General features: G+C 65.6%; 21 protein-coding genes. 9 read left to right on the top strand and 12 right to left on the bottom strand.

Annotation, left to right across the window (positions count from 1 at the left end; genetic code table 11):
- Window positions 1-127: 127 nt before the first annotated feature.
- Window positions 128-730: a TetR/AcrR family transcriptional regulator gene (locus ACOIX3_RS22810; protein ID WP_420964372.1), complete on the bottom strand. Its 603-nt coding sequence runs from the start codon at window positions 728-730 to the stop codon at window positions 128-130.
- 133 nt (window positions 731-863) lie between these two features.
- Between ACOIX3_RS22810 and ACOIX3_RS22805 the strand changes: the two genes are divergently transcribed.
- From ACOIX3_RS22805 to ACOIX3_RS22795, 3 genes are all read left to right on the top strand, one after another.
- Window positions 864-2,096, top strand: coding sequence for an MFS transporter (locus ACOIX3_RS22805; RefSeq protein WP_420964371.1), 1,233 nt, complete (start codon window positions 864-866; stop codon window positions 2,094-2,096).
- Window positions 2,097-2,600: 504 nt separating this feature from the next.
- Window positions 2,601-3,998, top strand: a complete 1,398-nt coding sequence (locus tag ACOIX3_RS22800) for an ammonium transporter (RefSeq protein WP_420964370.1) — start codon at window positions 2,601-2,603, stop codon at window positions 3,996-3,998.
- A gap of 71 nt (window positions 3,999-4,069) precedes the next feature.
- Window positions 4,070-4,198 (top strand): hypothetical protein, encoded by a 129-nt coding sequence (locus tag ACOIX3_RS22795; protein ID WP_263009972.1) that lies wholly within the window; start codon window positions 4,070-4,072, stop codon window positions 4,196-4,198.
- On the opposite strand, the gene ACOIX3_RS22790 is transcribed toward ACOIX3_RS22795, so the two are convergent.
- From ACOIX3_RS22790 to ACOIX3_RS22780, 3 genes are all read right to left on the bottom strand, one after another.
- Window positions 4,195-4,725: a hypothetical protein gene (locus ACOIX3_RS22790; protein WP_176530851.1), complete on the bottom strand. Its 531-nt coding sequence runs from the start codon at window positions 4,723-4,725 to the stop codon at window positions 4,195-4,197. The genes ACOIX3_RS22795 and ACOIX3_RS22790 overlap by 4 nt on opposite strands.
- Before the next feature lie 110 nt (window positions 4,726-4,835).
- Window positions 4,836-5,003, bottom strand: a complete 168-nt coding sequence (rpmG, locus tag ACOIX3_RS22785) for a 50S ribosomal protein L33 (protein ID WP_018271988.1) — start codon at window positions 5,001-5,003, stop codon at window positions 4,836-4,838.
- Window positions 5,004-5,131: 128 nt separating this feature from the next.
- Window positions 5,132-6,457, bottom strand: coding sequence for an LLM class flavin-dependent oxidoreductase (locus ACOIX3_RS22780; protein ID WP_420964369.1), 1,326 nt, complete (start codon window positions 6,455-6,457; stop codon window positions 5,132-5,134).
- 147 nt (window positions 6,458-6,604) lie between these two features.
- Here ACOIX3_RS22780 and ACOIX3_RS22775 point away from each other — a divergent pair, with 147 nt between their 5' ends.
- A complete protein-coding gene (locus tag ACOIX3_RS22775) occupies window positions 6,605-7,120 on the top strand; it encodes a hypothetical protein (protein WP_420964368.1) in 516 nt (171 codons plus the stop codon).
- Here the strand turns inward: ACOIX3_RS22775 and ACOIX3_RS22770 are convergent.
- The 4 genes from ACOIX3_RS22770 to topA are packed head-to-tail and all read right to left on the bottom strand — an operon-like array spanning window position 7,048 to window position 13,499.
- Window positions 7,048-7,899 carry an NUDIX hydrolase gene (locus ACOIX3_RS22770; protein WP_420964367.1) on the bottom strand — a complete coding sequence of 284 codons (852 nt, stop codon included), beginning with the start codon at window positions 7,897-7,899 and terminating at the stop codon, window positions 7,048-7,050. The two genes, ACOIX3_RS22775 and ACOIX3_RS22770, sit on opposite strands and share 73 nt — an antisense overlap.
- A 36-nt stretch (window positions 7,900-7,935) precedes the next feature.
- Window positions 7,936-8,373, bottom strand: a complete 438-nt coding sequence (locus tag ACOIX3_RS22765; protein WP_420964366.1) for a DUF983 domain-containing protein — start codon at window positions 8,371-8,373, stop codon at window positions 7,936-7,938.
- Complete coding sequence (gene rnr / locus ACOIX3_RS22760) at window positions 8,364-10,724, bottom strand: ribonuclease R (protein WP_420964365.1); 2,361 nt, start codon at window positions 10,722-10,724, stop codon at window positions 8,364-8,366. Before rnr ends, ACOIX3_RS22765 begins: the two co-directional genes overlap by 10 nt.
- Window positions 10,725-13,499: a type I DNA topoisomerase gene (topA, locus tag ACOIX3_RS22755; protein WP_420964364.1), complete on the bottom strand. Its 2,775-nt coding sequence runs from the start codon at window positions 13,497-13,499 to the stop codon at window positions 10,725-10,727.
- Window positions 13,500-13,728: 229 nt separating this feature from the next.
- On the opposite strand from topA, the gene ACOIX3_RS22750 reads away from it, so the two are divergent.
- A complete protein-coding gene (locus ACOIX3_RS22750; protein ID WP_420964363.1) occupies window positions 13,729-13,980 on the top strand; it encodes a hypothetical protein in 252 nt (83 codons plus the stop codon).
- A 369-nt stretch (window positions 13,981-14,349) separates the two neighbouring features.
- On the opposite strand, the gene ACOIX3_RS22745 is transcribed toward ACOIX3_RS22750, so the two are convergent.
- Window positions 14,350-14,823, bottom strand: a complete 474-nt coding sequence (locus ACOIX3_RS22745) for a winged helix-turn-helix transcriptional regulator (protein WP_420964362.1) — start codon at window positions 14,821-14,823, stop codon at window positions 14,350-14,352.
- 109 nt (window positions 14,824-14,932) lie between these two features.
- Here ACOIX3_RS22745 and ACOIX3_RS22740 point away from each other — a divergent pair, with 109 nt between their 5' ends.
- A complete protein-coding gene (locus ACOIX3_RS22740; RefSeq protein ID WP_420964361.1) occupies window positions 14,933-15,706 on the top strand; it encodes a glucose 1-dehydrogenase in 774 nt (257 codons plus the stop codon).
- 159 nt (window positions 15,707-15,865) lie between these two features.
- Window positions 15,866-16,030 (top strand): hypothetical protein, encoded by a 165-nt coding sequence (locus ACOIX3_RS22735; RefSeq protein ID WP_420964360.1) that lies wholly within the window; start codon window positions 15,866-15,868, stop codon window positions 16,028-16,030.
- A 57-nt stretch (window positions 16,031-16,087) separates the two neighbouring features.
- On the opposite strand, the gene ACOIX3_RS22730 is transcribed toward ACOIX3_RS22735, so the two are convergent.
- Window positions 16,088-16,696 carry an FMN-dependent NADH-azoreductase gene (locus ACOIX3_RS22730; protein WP_420964359.1) on the bottom strand — a complete coding sequence of 203 codons (609 nt, stop codon included), beginning with the start codon at window positions 16,694-16,696 and terminating at the stop codon, window positions 16,088-16,090.
- 99 nt (window positions 16,697-16,795) lie between these two features.
- Between ACOIX3_RS22730 and ACOIX3_RS22725 the strand changes: the two genes are divergently transcribed.
- Complete coding sequence (locus ACOIX3_RS22725) at window positions 16,796-17,194, top strand: winged helix-turn-helix transcriptional regulator (protein ID WP_420964358.1); 399 nt, start codon at window positions 16,796-16,798, stop codon at window positions 17,192-17,194.
- A gap of 166 nt (window positions 17,195-17,360) precedes the next feature.
- Here ACOIX3_RS22725 and dprA read toward each other — a convergent pair whose 3' ends face one another.
- Window positions 17,361-18,476 carry a DNA-processing protein DprA gene (gene dprA / locus ACOIX3_RS22720; RefSeq protein ID WP_420964357.1) on the bottom strand — a complete coding sequence of 372 codons (1,116 nt, stop codon included), beginning with the start codon at window positions 18,474-18,476 and terminating at the stop codon, window positions 17,361-17,363.
- A 101-nt stretch (window positions 18,477-18,577) separates the two neighbouring features.
- Between dprA and ACOIX3_RS22715 the strand changes: the two genes are divergently transcribed.
- Window positions 18,578-19,816, top strand: a complete 1,239-nt coding sequence (locus ACOIX3_RS22715) for an amidase (protein WP_420964356.1) — start codon at window positions 18,578-18,580, stop codon at window positions 19,814-19,816.
- 92 nt (window positions 19,817-19,908) lie between these two features.
- Here ACOIX3_RS22715 and plsY read toward each other — a convergent pair whose 3' ends face one another.
- Complete coding sequence (gene plsY, locus ACOIX3_RS22710) at window positions 19,909-20,505, bottom strand: glycerol-3-phosphate 1-O-acyltransferase PlsY (protein ID WP_420964355.1); 597 nt, start codon at window positions 20,503-20,505, stop codon at window positions 19,909-19,911.
- Between the last annotated feature and the right edge of the window lie 24 nt (window positions 20,506-20,529).

Below are 20,529 nucleotides of genomic sequence, written 5' to 3'. Positions count from 1 at the left end.
GTTCCCCAGTTGTGCCGCAGGTTGTCGCGCGGTCGCCGTCAATCTCGCCAGACGGAATATCCAATCAGGAATGCCGTCGCGTGCCGTCACGCTACCAACCAAACCGGACTTGTGTACGCAACCGGATTTATCCAGTGCGCGTGTTGTCCGCGGGCGCGGGGCCGCCGACCTTGACGCCCGCATTCGCCAGCAGCACACGGGCGGCTTCCTTGGCCGCGCGCGCCATGGCCGGATCGTCGCGTACGAGGTCCTGCGCGATCGAGCCGTCGACCAAGAGCGTGAGCTGGGTCGCAAGTGCCTCGGCATCCGTCACGCCAAGCTGCCGCAGCAGATCGCGAAACCAGACCCGGCGGCTTTCCTTGAAGGCGACAGCGATATTGCGGACGGTGCGGTCCTCGTCGTCCGGCCCGAGCTCGGCGACTGCGTTCACGAACGGACAGCCGCGAAAATCCTTCGCCGAGAAGCGCCGCTCCAGCGAATCGAAGGTTGCGAGAATCTGCTCGGCCGGCGGCTTGTCGGAGGAGCGGGGCTGCACGAAGCGGCGCTGCAGATAGGCCTCGATCAGCGCGTCCTTCGACGGGAAGTGATTGTAGAGCGTGCGCTTGCTGATGCCGATCTCGGCCGCGATGGTGTCGACGCCGATGGCGCGAATGCCCTGCAGGTAGAACAGTTTGTCGGCGGTCTCGAGGATCCGCTCTTTCATGGTCTGTTTGGGAGGCGGGGAAGCCATGCGCCGGCCGTGATCCTCTTCGCTTGACAGGTCGCCCCCTGTATAGCCTAAGTACACAGGTCTGTGTAACCAAAACATGCGTGAATCGCAGGCTGTGGCACGCGTGCCGCGCCGTCATGGGAGAATAAGAACAATGCCCCTGTTGCAGGTCCTGCGTCCCACGCTTCCCATTCTGATCGGTGCCTCCATCATGCTCACGCTGAGCATGGGGCTGCGGCAGAGCCTTGGCATCTTCATGCAGCCGCTGACGCACGACATCGGCATCTCGGTGTCGCATTTCACCTTGGCACTGGCGGTGCAGAACCTCGCCTGGGGCTTCCTGCAGCCGTTCGCCGGCGCGATGACAGTTCGTTACGGCTTCCGCCCGATCATGCTGGTCGGTGCGCTGGCCTACATCGCGGGCCTCGTGCTGATGACGACGGCGCATGGCCTCGTCGCCATCATGATCGGCGCCGGTGTGCTGATCGGCCTGTCGCTCGCCTGCACCGCGAATGCGATCGCCATGTCGGTCGCGGCGCGCGCGGTGTCGGAAACGGTGCGCTCGACCGTGCTCGGCATCGTCTCCGCGGCGGGCTCGCTCGGCGCACTGCTGTCGGCACCGATCGGCCAGATGCTCAATGAAGGGTTCGGTTGGCGCGTCGGGCTTGCCGGATTCGTCATCCTGTCGATCGGGATGATTCCAGCCGCGTTGTACGCCGGTCGCGTCGACAAGATCCCGCTGCCGAAGCCCGCGGCCGATGATATAGGCAACGCCACGGCGGCGACCGCGGCCAAGACCGCGTTCGGCAACGCGTCCTTCGTGGTCATGACCTGCGCCTACATGGTCTGCGGCATGCAGCTCGTCTTCCTCACCACCCATCTGCCGTCGTATCTGGCGATCTGCGGGCTCGATCCGATGCTGAGCGCGCAGACGCTCGGCATGATCGGCGGCTTCAACGTGCTGGGCTCGCTGTTCTTCGGCTGGGCCGGCCAGCGCTGGAACAAGCTCGCGCTGCTCGGCGGCATCTACATCCTGCGCTCGCTGGCGCTCGCCTGGTACTTCATGCTGCCGGCGACGCCGGGCTCGACCTTGCTTTTCGGCGCCATCATGGGCTTCCTCTGGATGGGCGTCGGTCCGCTGGTCGCGGGCGCGGTGGCGGAGATGTTCGGTCTGCGCTGGCAGGCGATGATCCAGGGCCTTGCCTTCATGAGCCACCAGGTCGGCAGCTTCCTCGGCGCTTACGGAGGCGGGCTGATCTACGACTCGCTCGGTTCCTACACCATGGCCTGGCGGATCGGCGTCGCGCTCGGTCTTGCCGGCGGCATCATCCAGGTCGCCTTCGCGCTGATCCGGCCGGCGCAACCGCCGCTGCTCAAGGCCGCCTAGCTCCGGTTCCGGGCAAGACGGCGACTGCCCCGTGCGAAGGCAGTCGCCGATTGCTGCCTATTTTTACATCAATCGCTTGCTAAGAGAACGTGCAATGGAGCGCGACGCCGTTCTGTGTGCGGATTGAAGTCACAACGTCTTCAACGTGTTACGCCGCACGCGTCGGTGGCACGAATCTTGATAGAATTTGGCTAGAAATCGTGCCGGAAGCCGTCGCTGAGGTTTCCGGCCTGGGGACCCATGGGAAGGGCTGGCCGCGATGAGGCTAGTCGCCGTCATTCTCCAGCCATCCGCGCACCACGGCCGTCGCCGCGCCGCCGAGCAGGAAGCTCTTGTGCCTCGCGTCCTGCCTGATGCCGCGACGACTTCGCTGCTTCGCGCCGTCAGCAACGCGGCACTTCGAGACATCCCGACAACTGAGCGCGCAGGTGGCCCTTCGGGCGCCTACGCGCGGAGCGCGCTGCGCCCATTCCGAACACCAGCATTTCTTGTGAAGGGAGGACGATGATGGAGTCTGGGACATATACGCGCCAGAAGCTCGTGAGAATCGTGGTTGCCTTGCTGGGGGTGGCCGTTCTTTGCCTGCTGTTCAGCGACCTCGCGCTGGCTGAAGATGCGGCGGCACCGCCGGCCTGCGGCGGCAAGATTCTCGAGAAGTGCACGCCGAATTCCGGCGACACCGCCTGGATGCTCACATCCGTCGCGCTCGTCCTGATGATGACGATCCCGGGGCTCGGCCTGTTCTATGGCGGCATGGTGCGCAAGAAGAACGTCGGCGACACCGTGATGACCAGCTTCGCCGTCACCTGCCTGGTCACGATCCTGTTTGCCGTCCTGACCTACAGCCTGGCGTTTCGTGCCGGCACGCCGTTCATCGGCGGTCTGGATCGCATGTTCCTCAAGGATATCCTGAGCGACATCGGCAAGGGTGGCATCGGCAATCCCAATCCGCTTGCCGCGACCATCCCTGAGTCGGTTTACATCTGCTTCCAGATGACGTTTGCCATCATCACGCCGGCGCTGATCGCGGGTGCGTTTGCCGAGCGGATGAAGTTCTCGGCGATGCTCTGGTTCATCGGGCTCTGGGCGATCTTCGTTTACGCGCCGATCGCGCATTGGGTCTGGGGTCCTGACGGGATCTTCTCGGCGGGCAACGATGCGGCCTATGTCAAGGTTCTCGATTTCGCCGGCGGCACCGTGGTGCACATCAATGCCGGCGTGGCGGGGCTGATGTGCGCCATCATGCTCGGCAAGCGCGTCGAGACCGGGCCGGCGCACAACATGGTGCTGACCTTCATCGGCGCCTCGCTGCTGTGGGTCGGCTGGTTCGGCTTCAACGCCGGCTCCGCCGTCACGGCGGGAATGCAGGCGGGCATGGCCATGCTGGTGACCCAGATCGCGACCGCAGTGGCGAGCTTCACCTGGATGCTGGTGGAATGGGCATTGAAGGGCAAACCCACCGTCGTCGGCATCTGCTCGGGGGCGGTTGCGGGCCTCGTTGCGATCACGCCGGCCTCCGGTTTCGTTGGGCCGGTCGGCGCGTTCGCCATCGGCATCGCCGCCGGCGTCTGCTGCTATTGGGGATGCACCGGCCTGAAGCGCTTGTTCAGCTACGATGATGCGCTGGACTGCTTCGGCGTCCATGCCCTCGGCGGCATCGTCGGGGCGCTGCTGACCGGCGTATTCGCGGTCGAGCAGTATGGTGGTACGGCCGGCGTTCTGGAGGGAAATCCCGGCCAGTTCATCAATCAATGCATCGGCGTCGCGACGGTTTTCGTGTATGATGCGGTGGTGAGCCTGATCATCCTGTTCGTGATCAATCTCTTCGTCGGGCTTCGCGTGACGCGCGACATCGAGCGCGAAGGGTTGGATCTGGCACTGCACGGCGAGGTCGTGCAGTAGACTTGGCGGCATCCTGCACAGCCGGCGATCTTCGCCGGGTGGCGCGGATCAAAGCTGTTCGAGGTGATCCGATGAACTGGTTCTATTGGAACACAGCGTGGTCGCTGTTCTTCAGCCTCATTTGGTTCATGACCATCACACACAATCCGGATGCGCGTATCGCGGACGCGCATCTGCGTGATGAGGCGTTCAAAGGCTAGCTCCGGTAGTAGCGCCACATCCTGAGGAACGTCCGATGGATCTCGTCGGGCGTCCGGTCGAATGGCTCGAGACTGACGCGGACCACGCCACGATGGTCCATGCGCCACGGCAAGCGCATCAGCAGCCGATAGGCCGGCCGCTTGCGCCAATCGGCCACCAGTGCGCTGCCGAGCGGCCCGTTGAGCGCGATCTGCAATTCGTGAACGGTCATCGCGCGCTCGGCGATCTCGACGAGATCGATGCGCGTGATGGCGCGCCAGCGAATCAGCCCGAAGGCCTGGATGAAAATGCCGTACTGGTTGGCACCGATGGTCGGACGACCGGCCTCCAGCAGGGGGATGTTGTAATAGGTGAAGCCGCCCGCCGCCGCCGCAGGCGCCAGCCAATAGATCTCGCCCGTGATCCAGCTCGCGGTCAGGAAGATCGCGGCCAAAGCGGCCGTGACATAGACCGGAAAGTAGATGTCCTCGCGGCCGTAGGCGACCGAGTAGCCGCCTGCGTTTCCCTCGTCCAAGCTTGCGATCATCTGAGCCCTGCGCCCCGGGACTTGTCCGGGAATCATGCGGGATGACGCTAAGCCACAAAGCAAAAACGGGGCCGCGAGGGCCCCGTTCGAAACGTCGGAAGCAAGCGATCTTACTTGATCTTGGCTTCCTTGAACTCGACGTGCTTGCGCGCGACCGGGTCGTACTTCTTCTTGACCAGCTTGTCGGTCATGGTGCGCGAATTCTTCTTGGCGACGTAATAGAAGCCGGTATCGGCCGTCGACACGAGCTTGACCTTGATGGTGACCGCTTTGGCCATGTGCAAAACCTCGAAACTGCAGGGATATCGGGAGCCGGCCAAATCGGCCCGCGTTTGGCCGGGAAACTAGCCAGAAACCGCCCAAAGTCAAGGATTTCCGAGCCAAAACCACCCCGATTCCGGGCCGATTAGCGCTCGAAGAACTGATTTTTGGGCCGCGGCAGGCCCAAATTCTCGCGCAGGGTCCGCCCTTCGTACTCGGTGCGGTAAATCCCGCGCTTTTGCAGTTCCGGGACCACCTTGTCGACGAACTCGAACAGCCCCTGCGGCAGATAGGGGAACATGATGTTGAATCCGTCGCTGCCGCGGCCGGTCAGCCATTCCTCCATCTGGTCGGCGATGGTCTGCGGCGTGCCGACGAAGGCGAGCCCGCCATAGCCGCCGACGCGCTGCGCGAGCTGGCGCACGGTGAGCTTGTCGCGCGCGGCGACATCGACGAGGCGCTGCCGGCCGCTCTTGCTGGCATTGGTTTCCGGGATCGGCGGCAATTGCCCGTCGGGATCGAAGTCGGACGCATCGGTGCCGAGGATCACCGAGAGCGAGGCGATCGCGCTGTCGTAATGCACGCGGCTGTCGAGCAGCGCGCGCTTCTCCTTGGCTTCCTCGACGCTGTCGCCGACCACCACGAAGGCGCCGGGCAGGATCTTCAGATGCTCGGGATCGCGGCCGATCTTCTCCATGCGGCCCTTGATGTCGGCATAGAGCTTCTGTCCGTCGGCAAGGCTGCCGCCGCCGGTGAACACGGCTTCCGCCGTCTCGGCCGCAAGCTGCCTGCCGTCGTCGGATGCGCCGGCCTGCACGATGACCGGCCAGCCCTGCACGGGGCGGGCGATGTTCAGCGGGCCACGGACCGAGAGATATTTGCCCTTGTGATCGAGCACATGCATCTTGTCGGGATCGACGAACAGCCCGGACTCGACATCGCGCACGAACGCATCGTCGGCAAAGGAATCCCAGAGGCCGGTGACGACGTCGTAGAACTCGCGGGCGCGCCTGTAGCGCTCGGCGTGCTCCATGTGATCGTCGAGGCCGAAATTCAGCGCCGCGTCCGGATTGGACGTGGTGACGATATTCCAGCCGGCGCGGCCGCCGGAGATATGGTCGAGCGAAGCGAAGCGGCGCGCGACGTGATAGGGCTCGTCGAAGGTGGTCGAGCCGGTCGCGATCAGGCCGATATTCTCGGTGACGGCCGCGAGTGCCGACAGCAGGGTGAACGGCTCGAACGACGTCACGGTGTGGCTGCGCTTCAGCGCGTTGATCGGCATGTTCAGCACGGCCAGATGGTCGGCCATGAAGAAGGCGTCGAACTTGCCCGCCTCGAGCTTCCGGATCAGCGTCTTGATGTGATCGAAGTTGAAATTGGCGTCGGGCCAGGCCCCGGGATAGCGCCAGGCGCCGGTGTGGATGCTGATCGGCCGCATGAATGCGCCGAGCTTGAGTTGACGCTTCGCCATTGCCCCGTTCCGTTCTTGATGTCGTTAGCGGAACAGATAGGGAGGCCGGGCGGCAACGCCATGAGGGCGTTCAAGAAGAATCTTGCAATCTGGGCGACGAGCAGAGGATATTTTCAACCCGGCACCTTTGTCATCGGGGAGGGGGATATGGTCTATCCGGGAAGGCTGTCGCTGATCGCGGGCGTTCTGATCGCGATGGTGCTCTGTATTGGAAGCCCGGCGCGGGCGCAGATCGTTGCGATCGGTGCGAGCAATGTCGCGGGAAAGGGCGTCAGCAGTTCGGACGCCTGGCCGGCCCAGCTCGAGGGGATGCTCGCCGCGAAGGGCCGGAGCGTTCACGTGACCAATGCGGGGATATCAGGCGATACCAATGCGGGCATGCTGGCGCGGCTCGATTCCGCGGTCCCCGAAGGGACCAGGATCGTGCTGCTCGACCGCCGCGGCGGCGGCTGGAATGCGCGTCGACGCGGGCAGGGAGATCAGAATGCCGAGCTGGCTGCGATCGAGGCTCGGCTTCGCGGCCGGCACATCCGCGTGATCCCGATGTGGTGGAATGAGGTCCTGCGCAACTATCTCCAGCCGGACGGCATTCACTTCACGGCGGAGGGACACAGGGTGGTCGCCGCGCACATGCTGCCCGCGGTGATGAGCGCGGTGCGCTGACCTGACGTTGTGTCCCGGTGTTGCTGGGGGCAGGCCCCCAGCACGTCCTTGTGCATCTTGCCGCCGTAGAAATGGAAGAACGGCACCGGTGCATCGTGACGGAGCGGGCCGGTGGCGAGACGGCGGTCGAGCTCGGCGAGGACGTTCTTGGTCATGGCGTGCGCGTCCGCGAGCGGCTCGGAGCCGATCTCGACCCACACGAGCTCAACCAGTTCGGCATCGGCATGCACCACGCCTTCGACACGATGCGCGATCGTCGAGGCGTCGGCGGTGAAGAAGCGGGTGTCGAAGCGGCGGACGCGGCCGGGCGGCGTGATCGCGCGCGCGATCAGGAACAAGCCGGACGGATCGGGCAGGAGACCAGCGTCGGCGAACGGCGCCCAGGGGCCATCGAGCTTCGTCGTCTTCTCGACCTTGCGGCCGAGGCAGAGCCCGGTCTCTTCGCAGGCTTCGCGGATCGCGGCATTGGCGAGCGCGCGTGCGCGGCCGGGTGTGATCTTCGGGCTGCCCTTCAACAGATTGCCTTCGAGCTCCGGCGTGATCGGGGCTGCGACCGGCACGCGGTTGTCGGCCTTGTCGACGCGGCCGCCCGGGAAAACGAATTTGCCCGGCATGAACACCACCTTGTCGTGGCGCTTGCCGACCAGGACCTTCGGCTTGGCGCCGGAACGATCGATCAGGATCAGCGTCGCCGCATCCTTCGGCCGGAAGTATGCGTGATGATCGGCTTCCTTTTCGCCCTGGTGGACGACGGCGGCAGGGGCGGCAGCTTCAGTCATTTCATCCCTTTCATTTCTTCTTGTGGCCCGGTTTAGCTAGACCGGCGGGATGTCGCTAGGGGGATTCTCGTCAAAGCCATGCATGCGCAGGGCCCATTGCAAGCCGATCACGGCTCCCTTCACCGGCTGCAACAGTGCCAGCGATGCGAACAGTGTGAACGGCAGATAGATCGCAAGTTGCAGCCACACCGGCGGCGAGTAGTCGGTCTCGATCCACAGCGCGGTCGGTACCACCATATGGCCGACAATGACGATGACGAGATAGGCAGGCAGATCGTCGGCGCGATGCGGGGTGAAATCGAGATCGCAGACCGGGCAATGGCCGTCGCATTTGAGAAACTTGCGGAACAGTTTGCCTTTTCCGCAGCGCGGACAACGGCTGAGGAACCCGCGCTTCATCGCGGTCCACACGTCGCGCTTCTCGGGCTCAGCGGCGTCGCGGGTCCAGACCACTGTGGGCGGTGTCACTTCCATGACTTGCCTCGCTTCGATTTGCCGGATGTCGGCTTCGCCGGCTTGCGGTCCTTTTTCTTGCGTGCCTTCCGTTCCTTGTGCGCCTTCTTGCTGGATCCTTTATTCGGCCCCTTGCCGAATCCTGCGGCGCGGCGCTCGGACCCTGCGCCGTCACGTTTTCTGCCGCGCGGAATTGCCTGACCTTCGGATAATAGCTCAAAACGCAGTGCGCCCGCCACCGGCGCGGCCTCGACCAGCCGCACGTCGACGACGTCGCCGAGCCGATACATCGCGCCGCTGCGCGTGCCGATCAGCGCGTGGCGGGTTTCGTCGTAGTTGAAATACTCGCTGCCGATGGTGCGGATCGGGATCAGGCCGTCGGCGCCGGTGTCGTCGAGCTTCACGAACAGGCCGGCTCGCGTCACGCCGGAGATGCGGCCCTGGAACGAAGCGCCGACCTTATCGGCAAGGAAATGCGCGATCAGCCGGTCGGTGGTCTCGCGCTCCGCCTTCATCGCGCGGCGCTCGGTGACGGAAATCTGCGCGGCGATCTCGGCCAGCGTCTCCACGCTCTCGTCGGTCGGCAAGGCGCCTTCGCCGAGGCCGAGCGCGCGGATCAGCGCGCGATGCACGATCAGATCGGCGTAGCGGCGGATCGGCGAGGTGAAATGCGCGTAGCGGCGCAGGTTCAAGCCGAAATGGCCGTAGTTCTCGGCGGAGTATTCGGCCTGCGCCTGCGAGCGCAGCACCACCTCGTTGACCAGCGGCTCGTAGTCTTCGCCGGAGACCTGTGCCAGCACACGGTTGAACTGCGCGGGACGCAGCGCGCCCTGTTTGGTGAAGGGCAGGTCGAGCGTCTTCAGGAATTCCTGGAGGTTGTGCACCTTCTCCTGGCTCGGCTCGTCATGCACGCGATAGATCAGCGGCAGCGCCTTCTTCTCCAGCATCTCGGCCGCAGCGACGTTGGCGAGGATCATGAACTCCTCGATCAGCCGGTGCGCATCAAGCCGCTGCGGCACGATCACCCGATCGACGGTGCCGTCCGGTTTCAGCAGGATCTTGCGCTCGGGCAGATCGAGATCGAGTGGGTCGCGTTCGTTGCGCGCGAGCTTGACCAGTTCATAGGCCGACCACAGCGGCTTGAGGATCGGATCGAGCAGGGGACCCGTCGTGTCGTCGGGCCTGCCGTCGATGGCGGCCTGCGCTTGCGCGTAATTGAGCTTTGCTGCCGAGCGCATCAGCACGCGGTGGAAGGTGTGCGAGCGCTTGCGGCCGTCAGAGCCGATCACCATCCGCACCGCGAGCGCACCACGCGGCTCGCCCGGCACCAGCGAGCAGAGATTATTGGAGATCCGCTCGGGCAGCATCGGCACCACGCGATCGGGGAAGTACACCGAGTTGCCGCGCTGCAGCGCGTCGCCGTCGAGCGCCGAGCCGGGCCGCACATAGAAGGCGACGTCGGCGATCGCGACGTGGACGATGAAGCCGCCCTTGTTGTCCGGATCGGAATCGACCTCGGCATGCACGGCGTCGTCGTGATCCTTGGCATCAGGCGGGTCGATGGTGACGAGCGGCACGTCGCGCCAGTCCTCGCGGCCCTGCAAGGTCGCGGGTTTTGCTTCCTCGGATTCGCGCACGGCGGCGGCGGAGAATACCTGCGGGATGTCGTGGGTGTTGATCGCGATCAGGCTGATCGCCTTCTCGCTCGCGATCGAGCCGAGCCGCTCCTTGACCCGGGCGGAGGCGAGCCCGTAGCCGCGGGTGCGGATCAGGTCGACACTGATAAGGTCGCCGTCCTCGGCGTCGCCGCTGTCGGCCTTGGCGATATTGAGCTCGCGGCCGGCCTGCTTCTTGTCGACCGGGATCAGGCGCCCGCCGCCCTCAGGGTTCTTGCGGAAGATGCCGAGGATGCGGCTGCGGCCGTGATCGATCACCTTGATGACGCGGCCGCGGTAGGGCGTGCCGTCGTGCTCGTCGGTCACCTCGACGTGGAGTAGCGCGCGGTCGCCGACGCCGGCGGTGGTGCCGGGCTTTGGCCGCCGCGGCGTCTCGATGCGGATTTTCGGGGCGGTGCCGTCTTCGGAGTCCCACTCGGCCGGGGTGGCGATCAACTCGCCGTCGCTGTCGCGGCCGGTGATGTCGGCGAGCAGGGTCGGCGGCAGCGCCGCCGGCTCGTGGATCTTGCGGCCGCGCTTGGCGACCGTGCCGTCGTCGGCGAGTTCGCGGAGGATCCGCTTCAGCTCGATACGGTCGGCGTTCTTCAGACCGAACTCGCGCGCGATTTCGCGGGTGCCGATCTTGCCTGGATTGGCGCGAATGAAGGCGACGATGGCGTCCCGGCCCGGAAAGCCATGGTCGGGTTTTCGTTTCACTTATCCTCTTGCCTTGCCGGCGCTCTTCTTCGCGGGCGCTTTCGCTGGTGCCGATGACTTTGCAGGCGAGGTCTTGGCACCGGAGGCGACCGGCGCGCGCGCCTTGCTGGTCGCATCCGCTTTCGGCTTCGCAGCCGCCTTCTTCGACGCAGCCTTCTTGGCAGGCTTGGCCTCGACGTCGCCGTCAGCCTCTTCAGCATTTGCTGGCTTGGCTCTCTTGGCCTTGGCGGGCTTTTCCGCCTTCGCCTTTTTGGCCTTCTTGCCGCCGCCCTTGGCCGCGCGCTCGTCGATCAGCGCGATCGCTTCCGCGAGCGTGATCTCGTCCGGGGTGCGGTCGCTCGGGATCGTTGCGTTGACGCCGCCGGCCGCGACATAGGCGCCGTAGCGGCCGTTCTTCAGCGCGACGGCGCCGAGCGTCGGGTGGTCGCCGAGCGGTTTGCCCGGATCGGCGCCGAAGCGGCGGCCGCTCGGGCCCTTGGCGATCTTCTCCGCGATCAGCGTGACGGCGCGGTTCAACCCGATGTCGAAGACCTCGTCGCCGGCCTCGAGGCTGGCATAGGTCTTCTCGTGCTTCACGAACGGCCCGAACCGGCCGAGGCCGGCGGTGATCGGCTCGCCGGTCTCCGGATGCTTGCCGATCTCGCGCGGCAGCGACAGCAGCTTCAGCGCCAGTTGGAGATCGACATCGCCAGGCGAGGTACCTTTCGGAATGCCGGCGCGCTTCGGCTTCTCGCCTTCGGCGTAATCCTTCTGCTCACCGAGCTGGATGTAGGGGCCGAACCGGCCGGCCTTCACCGTGACGTCGAACCCGGTGTCGGGATCGGTGCCGAGCACGCGATCGGCGCTCTCGGCGCTGTCGGCCGCGAGCGGGCGGGTGTAACGGCATTCCGGATAGTTCGAGCAGCCGACGAAGGCGCCGAACTTGCCGGCCTTGAGGTTAAGCCGGCCGGTGCCGCAGGTCGGGCACTGCCTGACGTCGCCGCCATCCGCGCGCGGCGGATAGATATGCGGGCCGAGCATTTCGTCGAGCGCATCGAGCACCTCGGCGACGCGGAGGTCCTTGATGTCGTTGACCGCGCCGATGAACCCGCGCCAGAAATCGTGCAGCACCTGCTGCCAGCCGATCTCGTTGTTGGAGACGCGATCGAGCTGTTCCTCAAGGTCGGCGGTGAAGTCGTATTCGACGTAGCGCGAGAAGAAGTTCTCCAGGAACGCGACCACGACGCGGCCCTTGTCCTCGCCGTGCAGCCGCTTCTTCTCGAGCTTGACGTAGCCGCGGTCCTTCAGCACCTGCAGGATAGAGGCGTAGGTCGAGGGACGGCCGATGCCGAGCTCTTCCATCCGCTTCACCAATGATGCTTCCGAGAAGCGCGGCGGCGGCTCGGTAAAGTGCTGGGTGACGGCAAGGCTCTGGCGCTTCACCGCCTCGCCCTGGCTCATCGCAGGCAGGCGGCGTGAATCCTCGTCCTCTTCGTCGTCGCGGCTTTCCTGGTAGAGCGCGAGGAAGCCGTCGAACTTGATGACCTGACCGGAGGCGCGCAGCTCCAGCACGCGGGCGCCGGCCTTGGCCTCGATGTCGACGGTGGTGCGCTCGAGCTCCGCCGATTCCATCTGGCTCGCAATGGTGCGCTTCCAGATCAATTCGTAGAGCCGCGCCTGATCGGTATCGAGCCTTCGGCCGATGGTGGCCGGGCGACGCGACAGATCGGTCGGGCGGATCGCTTCGTGCGCTTCCTGCGCGTTCTTGGCCTTGGCCTGGTACTGGCGCGGGGCATCCGGCACATAGGCGTTGCCGTAATCCTCGCCGATCACCTTGCGGGCCTGGGTGATCGCGGACGGATCGATCTGCACGCCGTCGGTTCGCATATAGGTGATGAGACCAGTGGTCTCGCCGCCGATGTCGATGCCCTCATACAGCCGCTGCGCGATGCGCATGGTGTGCGCCGGTGCGAAGCCGAGCTTGCGGCTGGCTTCCTGCTGCAGGGTCGAGGTGGTGAAGGGCGCCTGCGGATTGCGCCGGGCCGGCTTGGCCTCGACGGTCGCGATCTTGAACAGCGCGGCCTCGATCGCCTTCTTGAAGTCCTCGGCTTCCGCGCCGGAGCCGATGTCGAGCCGCGCGATCTTCTTGCCGTCGGCGCCGACCAGCCGCGCCTCGAAGGCTTCGCCACGCGGCGTCAGCAGCGTCGCGACCAGCGACCAGTACTCACGGGGCACGAACTTCTCGATCTCGAGCTCGCGGTCGCAGACCAGCCGCAGCGCGACCGACTGCACGCGGCCGGCGGAGCGGGCGCCGGGCAGCTTGCGCCACAGCACGGGCGAGAGCGTGAAGCCGACCAGATAGTCCAGCGCGCGGCGCGCCATATAGGCGTCGACCAGCGCGCCGTCGATCTGGCGCGGCGCCTTCATGGCGTCAGTGACCGCCTGCTTGGTGATGGCATTGAACACGACGCGCTCGACCTTCTGGTCCTTCAGCGCGCGCTTTTCCTTCATCACCTCCAGCACGTGCCAGGAGATCGCCTCGCCCTCGCGATCAGGGTCGGTCGCCAGAATCAGGCGGTCGGCCCCCTTGAGCGCCTTGGCGATGTCGTTCAACCGGCCGGCGGCCTTGGCATCGACCTCCCAGATCATCTGGAAATTGGCGTCCGGATCGACCGAACCGTTCTTGGCCGGGAGGTCGCGAACATGGCCAAACGACGCCAGGACCTCGTAGGAGGAGCCCAGATATTTGTTGATCGTCTTGGCCTTGGCAGGCGACTCCACAATGACGATATTCATGTCATTCCAATAGCTTACGGGAAAACTTGAAGGCTGGTTCCGCTAGACTCGCGGCCCGCCGTGTCGGGGCGAACATGGGTGTTGGGGCGGTCGGTGTCAAATCGCCAGATATTGAAGGCAGGGCTCAAGCTGTGGAGTTTCTATCCCAAGGGTTGAAAAATGCGTCCTAGAGTTGCGGCCGGAAACGGCGTATCTCTTTATATATAGGGTGGGAATCGGATTAGGCCTTTTGAGCAGCACAGGGGGTGGGCGCAAGCCCAAGCCGTCCGGTCGACGGCGACCGGAGGGCGACGAGCCAAATGGGGAGCCAGGTGGGGAGGGCGGCCCGGATGACGCCCTGGTCCTGATCGCAGCGGCCGCGACCGAGCTAGCCAAACTCGCCCAGCGCCACAGATTCGAAGTCCTCGACTATCTGCTCGCGATGACCCGCCTCGAGGCCGACGAGCAGTTGCGCGCGCGCAGCCGAAGGAAGCTGTCGTGAGGGATGTTGCGGGATGACAGGGCCGGCCTCCTACGCAGGGCGCTCTCCATTCGTCGTCCCGGCGAAAGCCGGGACCCATAACCACCGCATTCCGTGATCGGCGTGATCGCGGCCCCAGCGTCGCGCACCAATTGAGACTTGGGGTAATGGGTCCTGGCTTTCGCCAGGACGACGATGGGGATGGGATGCAGCTCCACCGCATCTCGACCCACGTTCGTGACGATCGCGATCCGCCCCTCGGGGCCTCTATCCGTCGTCATTCCGGGGCAGCCCGAAGGGCTGAGCCCGGAATCCATCGTGCGGCAGAACAAGCGGAGGAATGGATTCCGGGCTCTCACTTCGCGAGCCCCGGAATGACGGAGGATGGTGTTACGCCGATACGCGTTTCGCCACTTTTCGCGGAGGCCGCGGCTTCAGCGTCGTGTCGGCCGCCCCAAGCACGCGACCGTCCTGCGAAAGCAGCGCGAGCTTCTTCACCGGCTTGCCCTTGTCGCGGTCGACCATGATGGTCGCGATCTCGTCCGGATGGTCGTCGAACTCCTCGGTCCATTGCCGGAGCGCGACCAGGATTGGAAAGATGCCGTGGCCCTTCGGCGTCAGGACGTATTCCTGATAGGCGCTGCCGTCGGAGGCGGGGACCGTCTTCAGGATGCCGCGCTCGACCAGCGTGCGCAGCCGGGTGGCGAGGATGTTCTTCGCGAGCCCGAGGCTGGCCTGGAATTCGCCGAAACGGCGTCGGCCGAGGCTGGCGTCGCGGATGATCAGCAGCGACCACCAGTCGCCGAACACGTCGAGTGCGCGGGCCACCGGACAGCTGTCGCCTGCAAGGCTGGTTCGTTTCACGACGCACGCTCCGAAAGTTGGGCCATCACGGTCTTGTGTGGTTGCAATATTAAACCTGATGCCCTAGGTAGGCAACGAAGTTTAATAATGCAACCAACTGGAGGCGGACATGAGACTGGCAAACAAGACGGCGTTGATCACCGGCGGCAACAGCGGCATCGGGCTTGCGACAGCAAAGCTGTTCGTCGCCGAGGGCGCCAAGGTCGTCATCACCGGACGCAACAAGGAGACGCTCGCGGCGGCGGCGCGGGAACTCGGACCGAACGCGCTCGCTGTCGTGGCCGATGCCACCGATGCGGCGGCGCTGGAAGCCGCGGTGAAGCAGGGCGCGGAGAAGTTCGGCAAGTACGACGTGCTGTTCGCCAATGCCGGCATTCCCGGTCAGACGCCGGTCGGTGGCACCACGCTGGCCGCATTCGAAAATGTGATCCGCACCAATCTCACCGGCGTGTTCTTCACGGTGCAGGCGGTCGCGCCCTATCTCAACGATGGCGCGTCCATCATCCTCAACGGCTCGGTGATTTCGGTGCTCGGCAATCCCGGCTATTCGGCCTATGCGGCGAGCAAGGCCGGTGTGCGCGCGATGGCGCGGGTGATGGCGTCAGAGCTGTCGCCGCGCAACATCCGCGTCAACGTGGTGGCGCCGGGCGCGGTGCGTACGCCGATCTGGGGCGCTGCGACCGCAACGCCCGAGGCCGAGAAAGCGTTCGAGCAGCGGATCGGCAAGTCCACGCCGCTCGGACGTATCGGTGAACCCGATCACATCTCGAAGACGGTGTTGTTCCTGGCGTCCGACGACGCGGCGCATGTGCAGGGGCAGGAACTGTTCATCGATGGCGGTGCAACGGCATCTCCCGCCGGCGCGCCGATCTATCGCGGCTAAACTTCGTTTCTCATTGTAACGATCGGCCGGTGTGAAGCGGTTCACACCGGCCGATTTCGTACGCGTCTATGATCGCGTGCATTGAACCTTTGACGTACTCGCCGGACTCCTGAATGGGCGGGGATTTTTATCACCACGGAATCATTTTGGAGTTCCTTCATGCCGAAAGCAGCCCGCATTTCGACGCCGATCCCGATTTCGTCTCCGTCCGAAAATGAAAATTCAGACTCAGCGCAGTTTGTGACGGTCGCGCTGTTCTCCGGCATCGGTTTGTTGATCTCGCTCGTCGCCGTCATCTTCGGCATTCAAGGCGTCTGGTTCTGACTTCATCCACCTGAAGCGGCCTGCCGCCACCAAGGTGACGGCAGGAATGTGATCACGTCAGGCGGCGTTCAGGCTGCCGGCGGCCTGCAGCGCACCGGCGACCGCCTTCTCGCGATGCTCGGGTCCGACCTGGATGCCGTCGGCGGGGATGAGCTCGAGATTCTTGACGCCGATGAAGCCGAACACCCCGCGCAAATACGACTCGAGGTGCTCAAGCGCGGCCATCGGCGTGTCGGCGCCGTAATAGCCGCCGCGCGAGATCGCGATGATGACGCGCTTGTTGCCGGCCAGTCCCTCGACGCCGGCGGCGCCGTACTTAAAGGTCTTGCCCGCGACCACGACGCGGTCGATCCAGGCCTTGAGCTGGGAGGGAATGGTGAAATTGTACATCGGCGCGCCGATCACGACGATGTCGGCGGCGAGGAACTCCTCCAGCACGGCCTGACCGATCGCGATGTCGTCGCGCACCGACGGATCCGGCGCCGCGCCCTGGCTGGCGGCCAGGTGCAGGCCGGAGAGGTGGGCGAGCGGGGTCTGGGTCAGATCGCGGTAGCTCACGACCAGGCCGGGATTGGCCTGGCGCAGCCGCTCGACGGCGGCGGCAGAAACCTGGCGACTGACGGAGTGGGGGCCGAGGACCGAGGAGTCGATGTGCAGAAGTTTCATGGCAGGGGTCACCTTTGGTATAGGTTTGTAACTGGCGCTATATGAGTGACCGCCCTAAATGTCCGCAAGAACGCACATTTTTGAAACCCGAGCACAGCAATGAAACCCGAGCACATCCGTGTGCCTGCCCTTCCCCCCCGGCCTGACCAGGATCACAGCGATTGCCGCGCGGTCGCCTCCGTATTGGCGCGGGTCGGCGACAAGTGGAGCGTGTTCGTGATCATGATGCTGACCGATGGGCCAAAGCGCTTCAACGAGCTGAAGCGGATGATCAACGGCATCTCGCAGCGGATGCTGACGCTCACCTTGCGCGGGCTGGAGCGCGATGGCCTGGTGACGCGCACCGTGTTTCCGACCATTCCGCCGCGGGTCGATTACGAGCTGACCGATCTTGGCCGCGGTCTGGCCGCGCCCGTGAAGGCGCTCGGCGAATGGGCGTTCGCGCATTTGCCGGAGATCGAGGGCGCGCGGACACGGTTTGACGGACGCAACGAGTAGGGAGTGTTATCCGTCACCCGACTGTTATCCGTCACCCTGAGGAGCGCGCAGCGCGTCTCGAAGGGGCGACGGCCACCAGCCGGGCCGTGCATCCTTCGAGACGCCTGCTGCGCAGGCTCCTCAGGATGACGGTGACGGGTCGGCGTGAACCGCTTATTCGCCCGCGTCAAATGATCGACACCAGTCCGCCACCGTGACGCTCGAGGCGGCCGGCGAGCTCGAGCTCCAGCAGTACCGCGCGAACGACAGCGGGCGAGACATCGGCCATCCGGATCAGATCGTCGAGGCTGATCGGGCTCGGTCCGAGCAGATTGATGATGCGGGCGCGATCGCCGGAGTCGCTCCCAAAGTCGAGCGGCTCGTCGTCTTCGCGCGCGGACAGCATGACGGGCCGCTCCATGATCGGCGTGACCGCGCTGATGACGTCGGCGGCCTCGGTGACCAGCGTGGCGCCTTGCTTGATCAAATCGTTGGCGCCGGCGGCGCGCGGATCGATCGGCGAGCCCGGCACCGCGAACACCTCGCGGCCCTGTTCGGCGGCCATCCGCGCCGTGATCAGCGAGCCCGAGCGATGCGCGGCCTCCACCACCACGACGCCGAGCGATGCGCCCGAGATCAGCCGGTTGCGGCGAGGGAAGTCGCGCGCCCGCGGCACGTGGCCGAGCGGCATCTCCGAAATCGCCGCGCCGCGCGCGAGCAGGGCGGCCAGCAGATCCTCATGCTCCGGCGGGTAGATGCGGTCGTGGCCGCCGGCCAGCACGGCGACCGTGCCGCTTGCAACGGTCGCGCGATGCGCTGCCTGGTCGATGCCGCGGGCAAGGCCCGAGATCACGACGAAGCCGGCGTCGCCGAGATCGCGCGCCAGCTGGCCCGCAAATTTCAGCCCGGCGCCGGAAGCATTGCGGGAGCCGACGATCGCGATCATCGGGCGCGTCAGCGTGTCGCGCGCACCGCGTACGCCGAGCAGCGGCGGCGCGTCGTCGATGGTGGCAAGCCGGGCCGGATAGTGGGCTTCCTCCGGCGCGACGAGATCGATGCCGAACTTGGCGCAGGCCGCGAGCTCCGCGGCGGCATCGGCCTCGCTCGTGATGCGCCCGGGTCCGGATGCGCCGCCGCGGCGCGCGAGATCCGGCAGGCGCTCCAGCGCATGCGCCGCATCGCCAAAATGGCGGAGCAGCGATGCAAAGGTGCGCGGCCCGACATTATCGGAGCGGATCAACCGCAGCCGGTTGAGCCGTTCGGTGTCGGTGAGTTCAGTGGTGCTGGGCGACCGGTCATGCATGCGGGCTCTAGCTTCGCCCAACCTGGGATTGTGATCAACCGCTACATTGGCGCAGTTGGCGTGACGCGCTACAAGCGGTCGCCAATTCGAGGAAGCCGCCCATGATCTCACTTGCCGACCTCCAAGCGCGTATCGAACAGGGCGCGCTTTCGCCTGAAGCGGCCGTCAGCCAATCGCTGGAGGCGATCAGCGCGCAGGACAAGACAATCGGCGCCTTCGTCCGCCATGACGACGAGGCACGTGCGCAAGATGCCGGGCCGCTGCGCGGGATCGCGGTCGGCATCAAGGACATCATCGATACCGCCGGATTCCCGACCGAGATGGGGGCTGCGATCTACCGCGGCCATCAGCCGCGCGCCGATGCGCCGGTGGTGATGGCGCTGAAGCAGGCCGGCGCGACCATCATCGGCAAGACCACGACCACCGCGTTCGCCGCGAACGATCCGACCGCAACGCTCAATCCGCACAATCACGCGCACACGCCGGGCGGATCGTCGTCGGGCTCGGCGGCCGCGGTCGCCGCCGGCATGATCCCGCTGGCGCTGGGCACGCAGACCGGTGGCTCGGTGATCCGGCCGGCCTCGTTCTGCGGCGTCGCCGCGATCAAGCCGAGCTACCGGCTGCTGCCGACCGTCGGCGTGAAGTGTTTTTCGTGGACGCTCGATACCGTCGGGCTGTTCGGCGCCGGCGTGCACGATGTCGCGCTCGGGCTGGCTGCGATGACCAGGCGTCCCGAGCTGGTCGTGCCGTCCGAGGTCGCGGCACCGCGCATCGGCGTGGTGACGCAAGGCTTCGCCGGCGCGCCCGAACCATCCGGCGCGGAGGCATTGCAGAAGGCGGCGCGAGCGGCGGAGCATGCGGGCGCAACCGTGCGCGAGCTCGTGATGCCTGAGATCATCGCCGAGGCGTGGCGGATCCATCCGGTGGTGCAGGAGTTCGAGGCGCATCAGTCGTTCGCCTGGGAATACGGCCAGAACTACGATGCGATGCCGCCGCTGCTGCGCGGCCGGCTCGACGAGAGCAAGGGCGGCACACCCGCCGAGTACGACGCGGCGATGGACGTCACGCTGCGGGCGCGGCAGGCGCTGTCAGCGATTTTTGCCGAGGTCGATGTGCTGCTGACGCTGTCGGCGCCGGGTGCCGCGCCGAACGGTTTGGCCTCGACCGGCGATCCCCGCTACAACCGGCTCTGGACATTGATGGGCGTGCCTTGCGTCAACGTGCCGACGCTGACCGCCGAGGGCGGATTGCCGGTCGGTGTAACCGTGATCGCGGGTTTTGGCGCGGATGCGAAGGCGCTGGCGGCGGCGAGTTTTGTCGAGGACGCGCTGAGGAAATAACCACCGTCATTCCGGGGCTCGCGAAGCGAGAGCCCGGAATCTCGAGATTCCGGGTTCATCGCTGATGCGATGCCCCGGAATGACGAAGAGAGTTATTTCTTCTCGCCGATCTTGCCTTCGGTGCCGGCCTGCAGCCGCTTGATGTTCTCGCGGTGCGTGTAGAACAGCAGCAGCGTCAGCACGGCGAACAGCGAGGCGAGCGCGTTGTGGCCGAACCACCACAGGAACAGCGGCGTCACGAACGCGGCGATCAACGCCGACAGCGACGAGTAGCGCGTGGTGGTGGCGGTGCCGATCCAGATCACGGCGAAGATCAGCGCCGCGGGCCAGAACAGGCCGAGCAGAACGCCGAGATAGGTGGCGACGCCCTTGCCGCCGCGAAACCGGAGCCAGACCGGGAAGAGGTGGCCGAGGAACGCGCCCAGCGCCGCGAGCATCGCCGCGTTCGGGCCGTCGATCGAGCCCGCGATGATGACGGCGACCGTGCCTTTGAGCATGTCGCCGATCAGCGTCGCCGCGGCGAGACCCTTGTGGCCGGTGCGCAGCACGTTGGTGGCGCCGATATTGCCCGAGCCGATGGTGCGCAAATCCTGCGTGCCGGCGAGCCTGGTGAGGATCATGCCGAACGGGATCGAGCCCAAGAGATAGCCGGTCAGGAAGGCGGCCAGCAGCATCGCGTCAGCGGACATCGCGGTGACTCCCCGGACGGTCGG

The organism is Bradyrhizobium sp. B120, from assembly GCF_049075665.1.
Lineage (GTDB): Bacteria > Pseudomonadota > Alphaproteobacteria > Rhizobiales > Xanthobacteraceae > Bradyrhizobium.
This window is presented reverse-complemented; position numbering and strand designations above follow the sequence as displayed.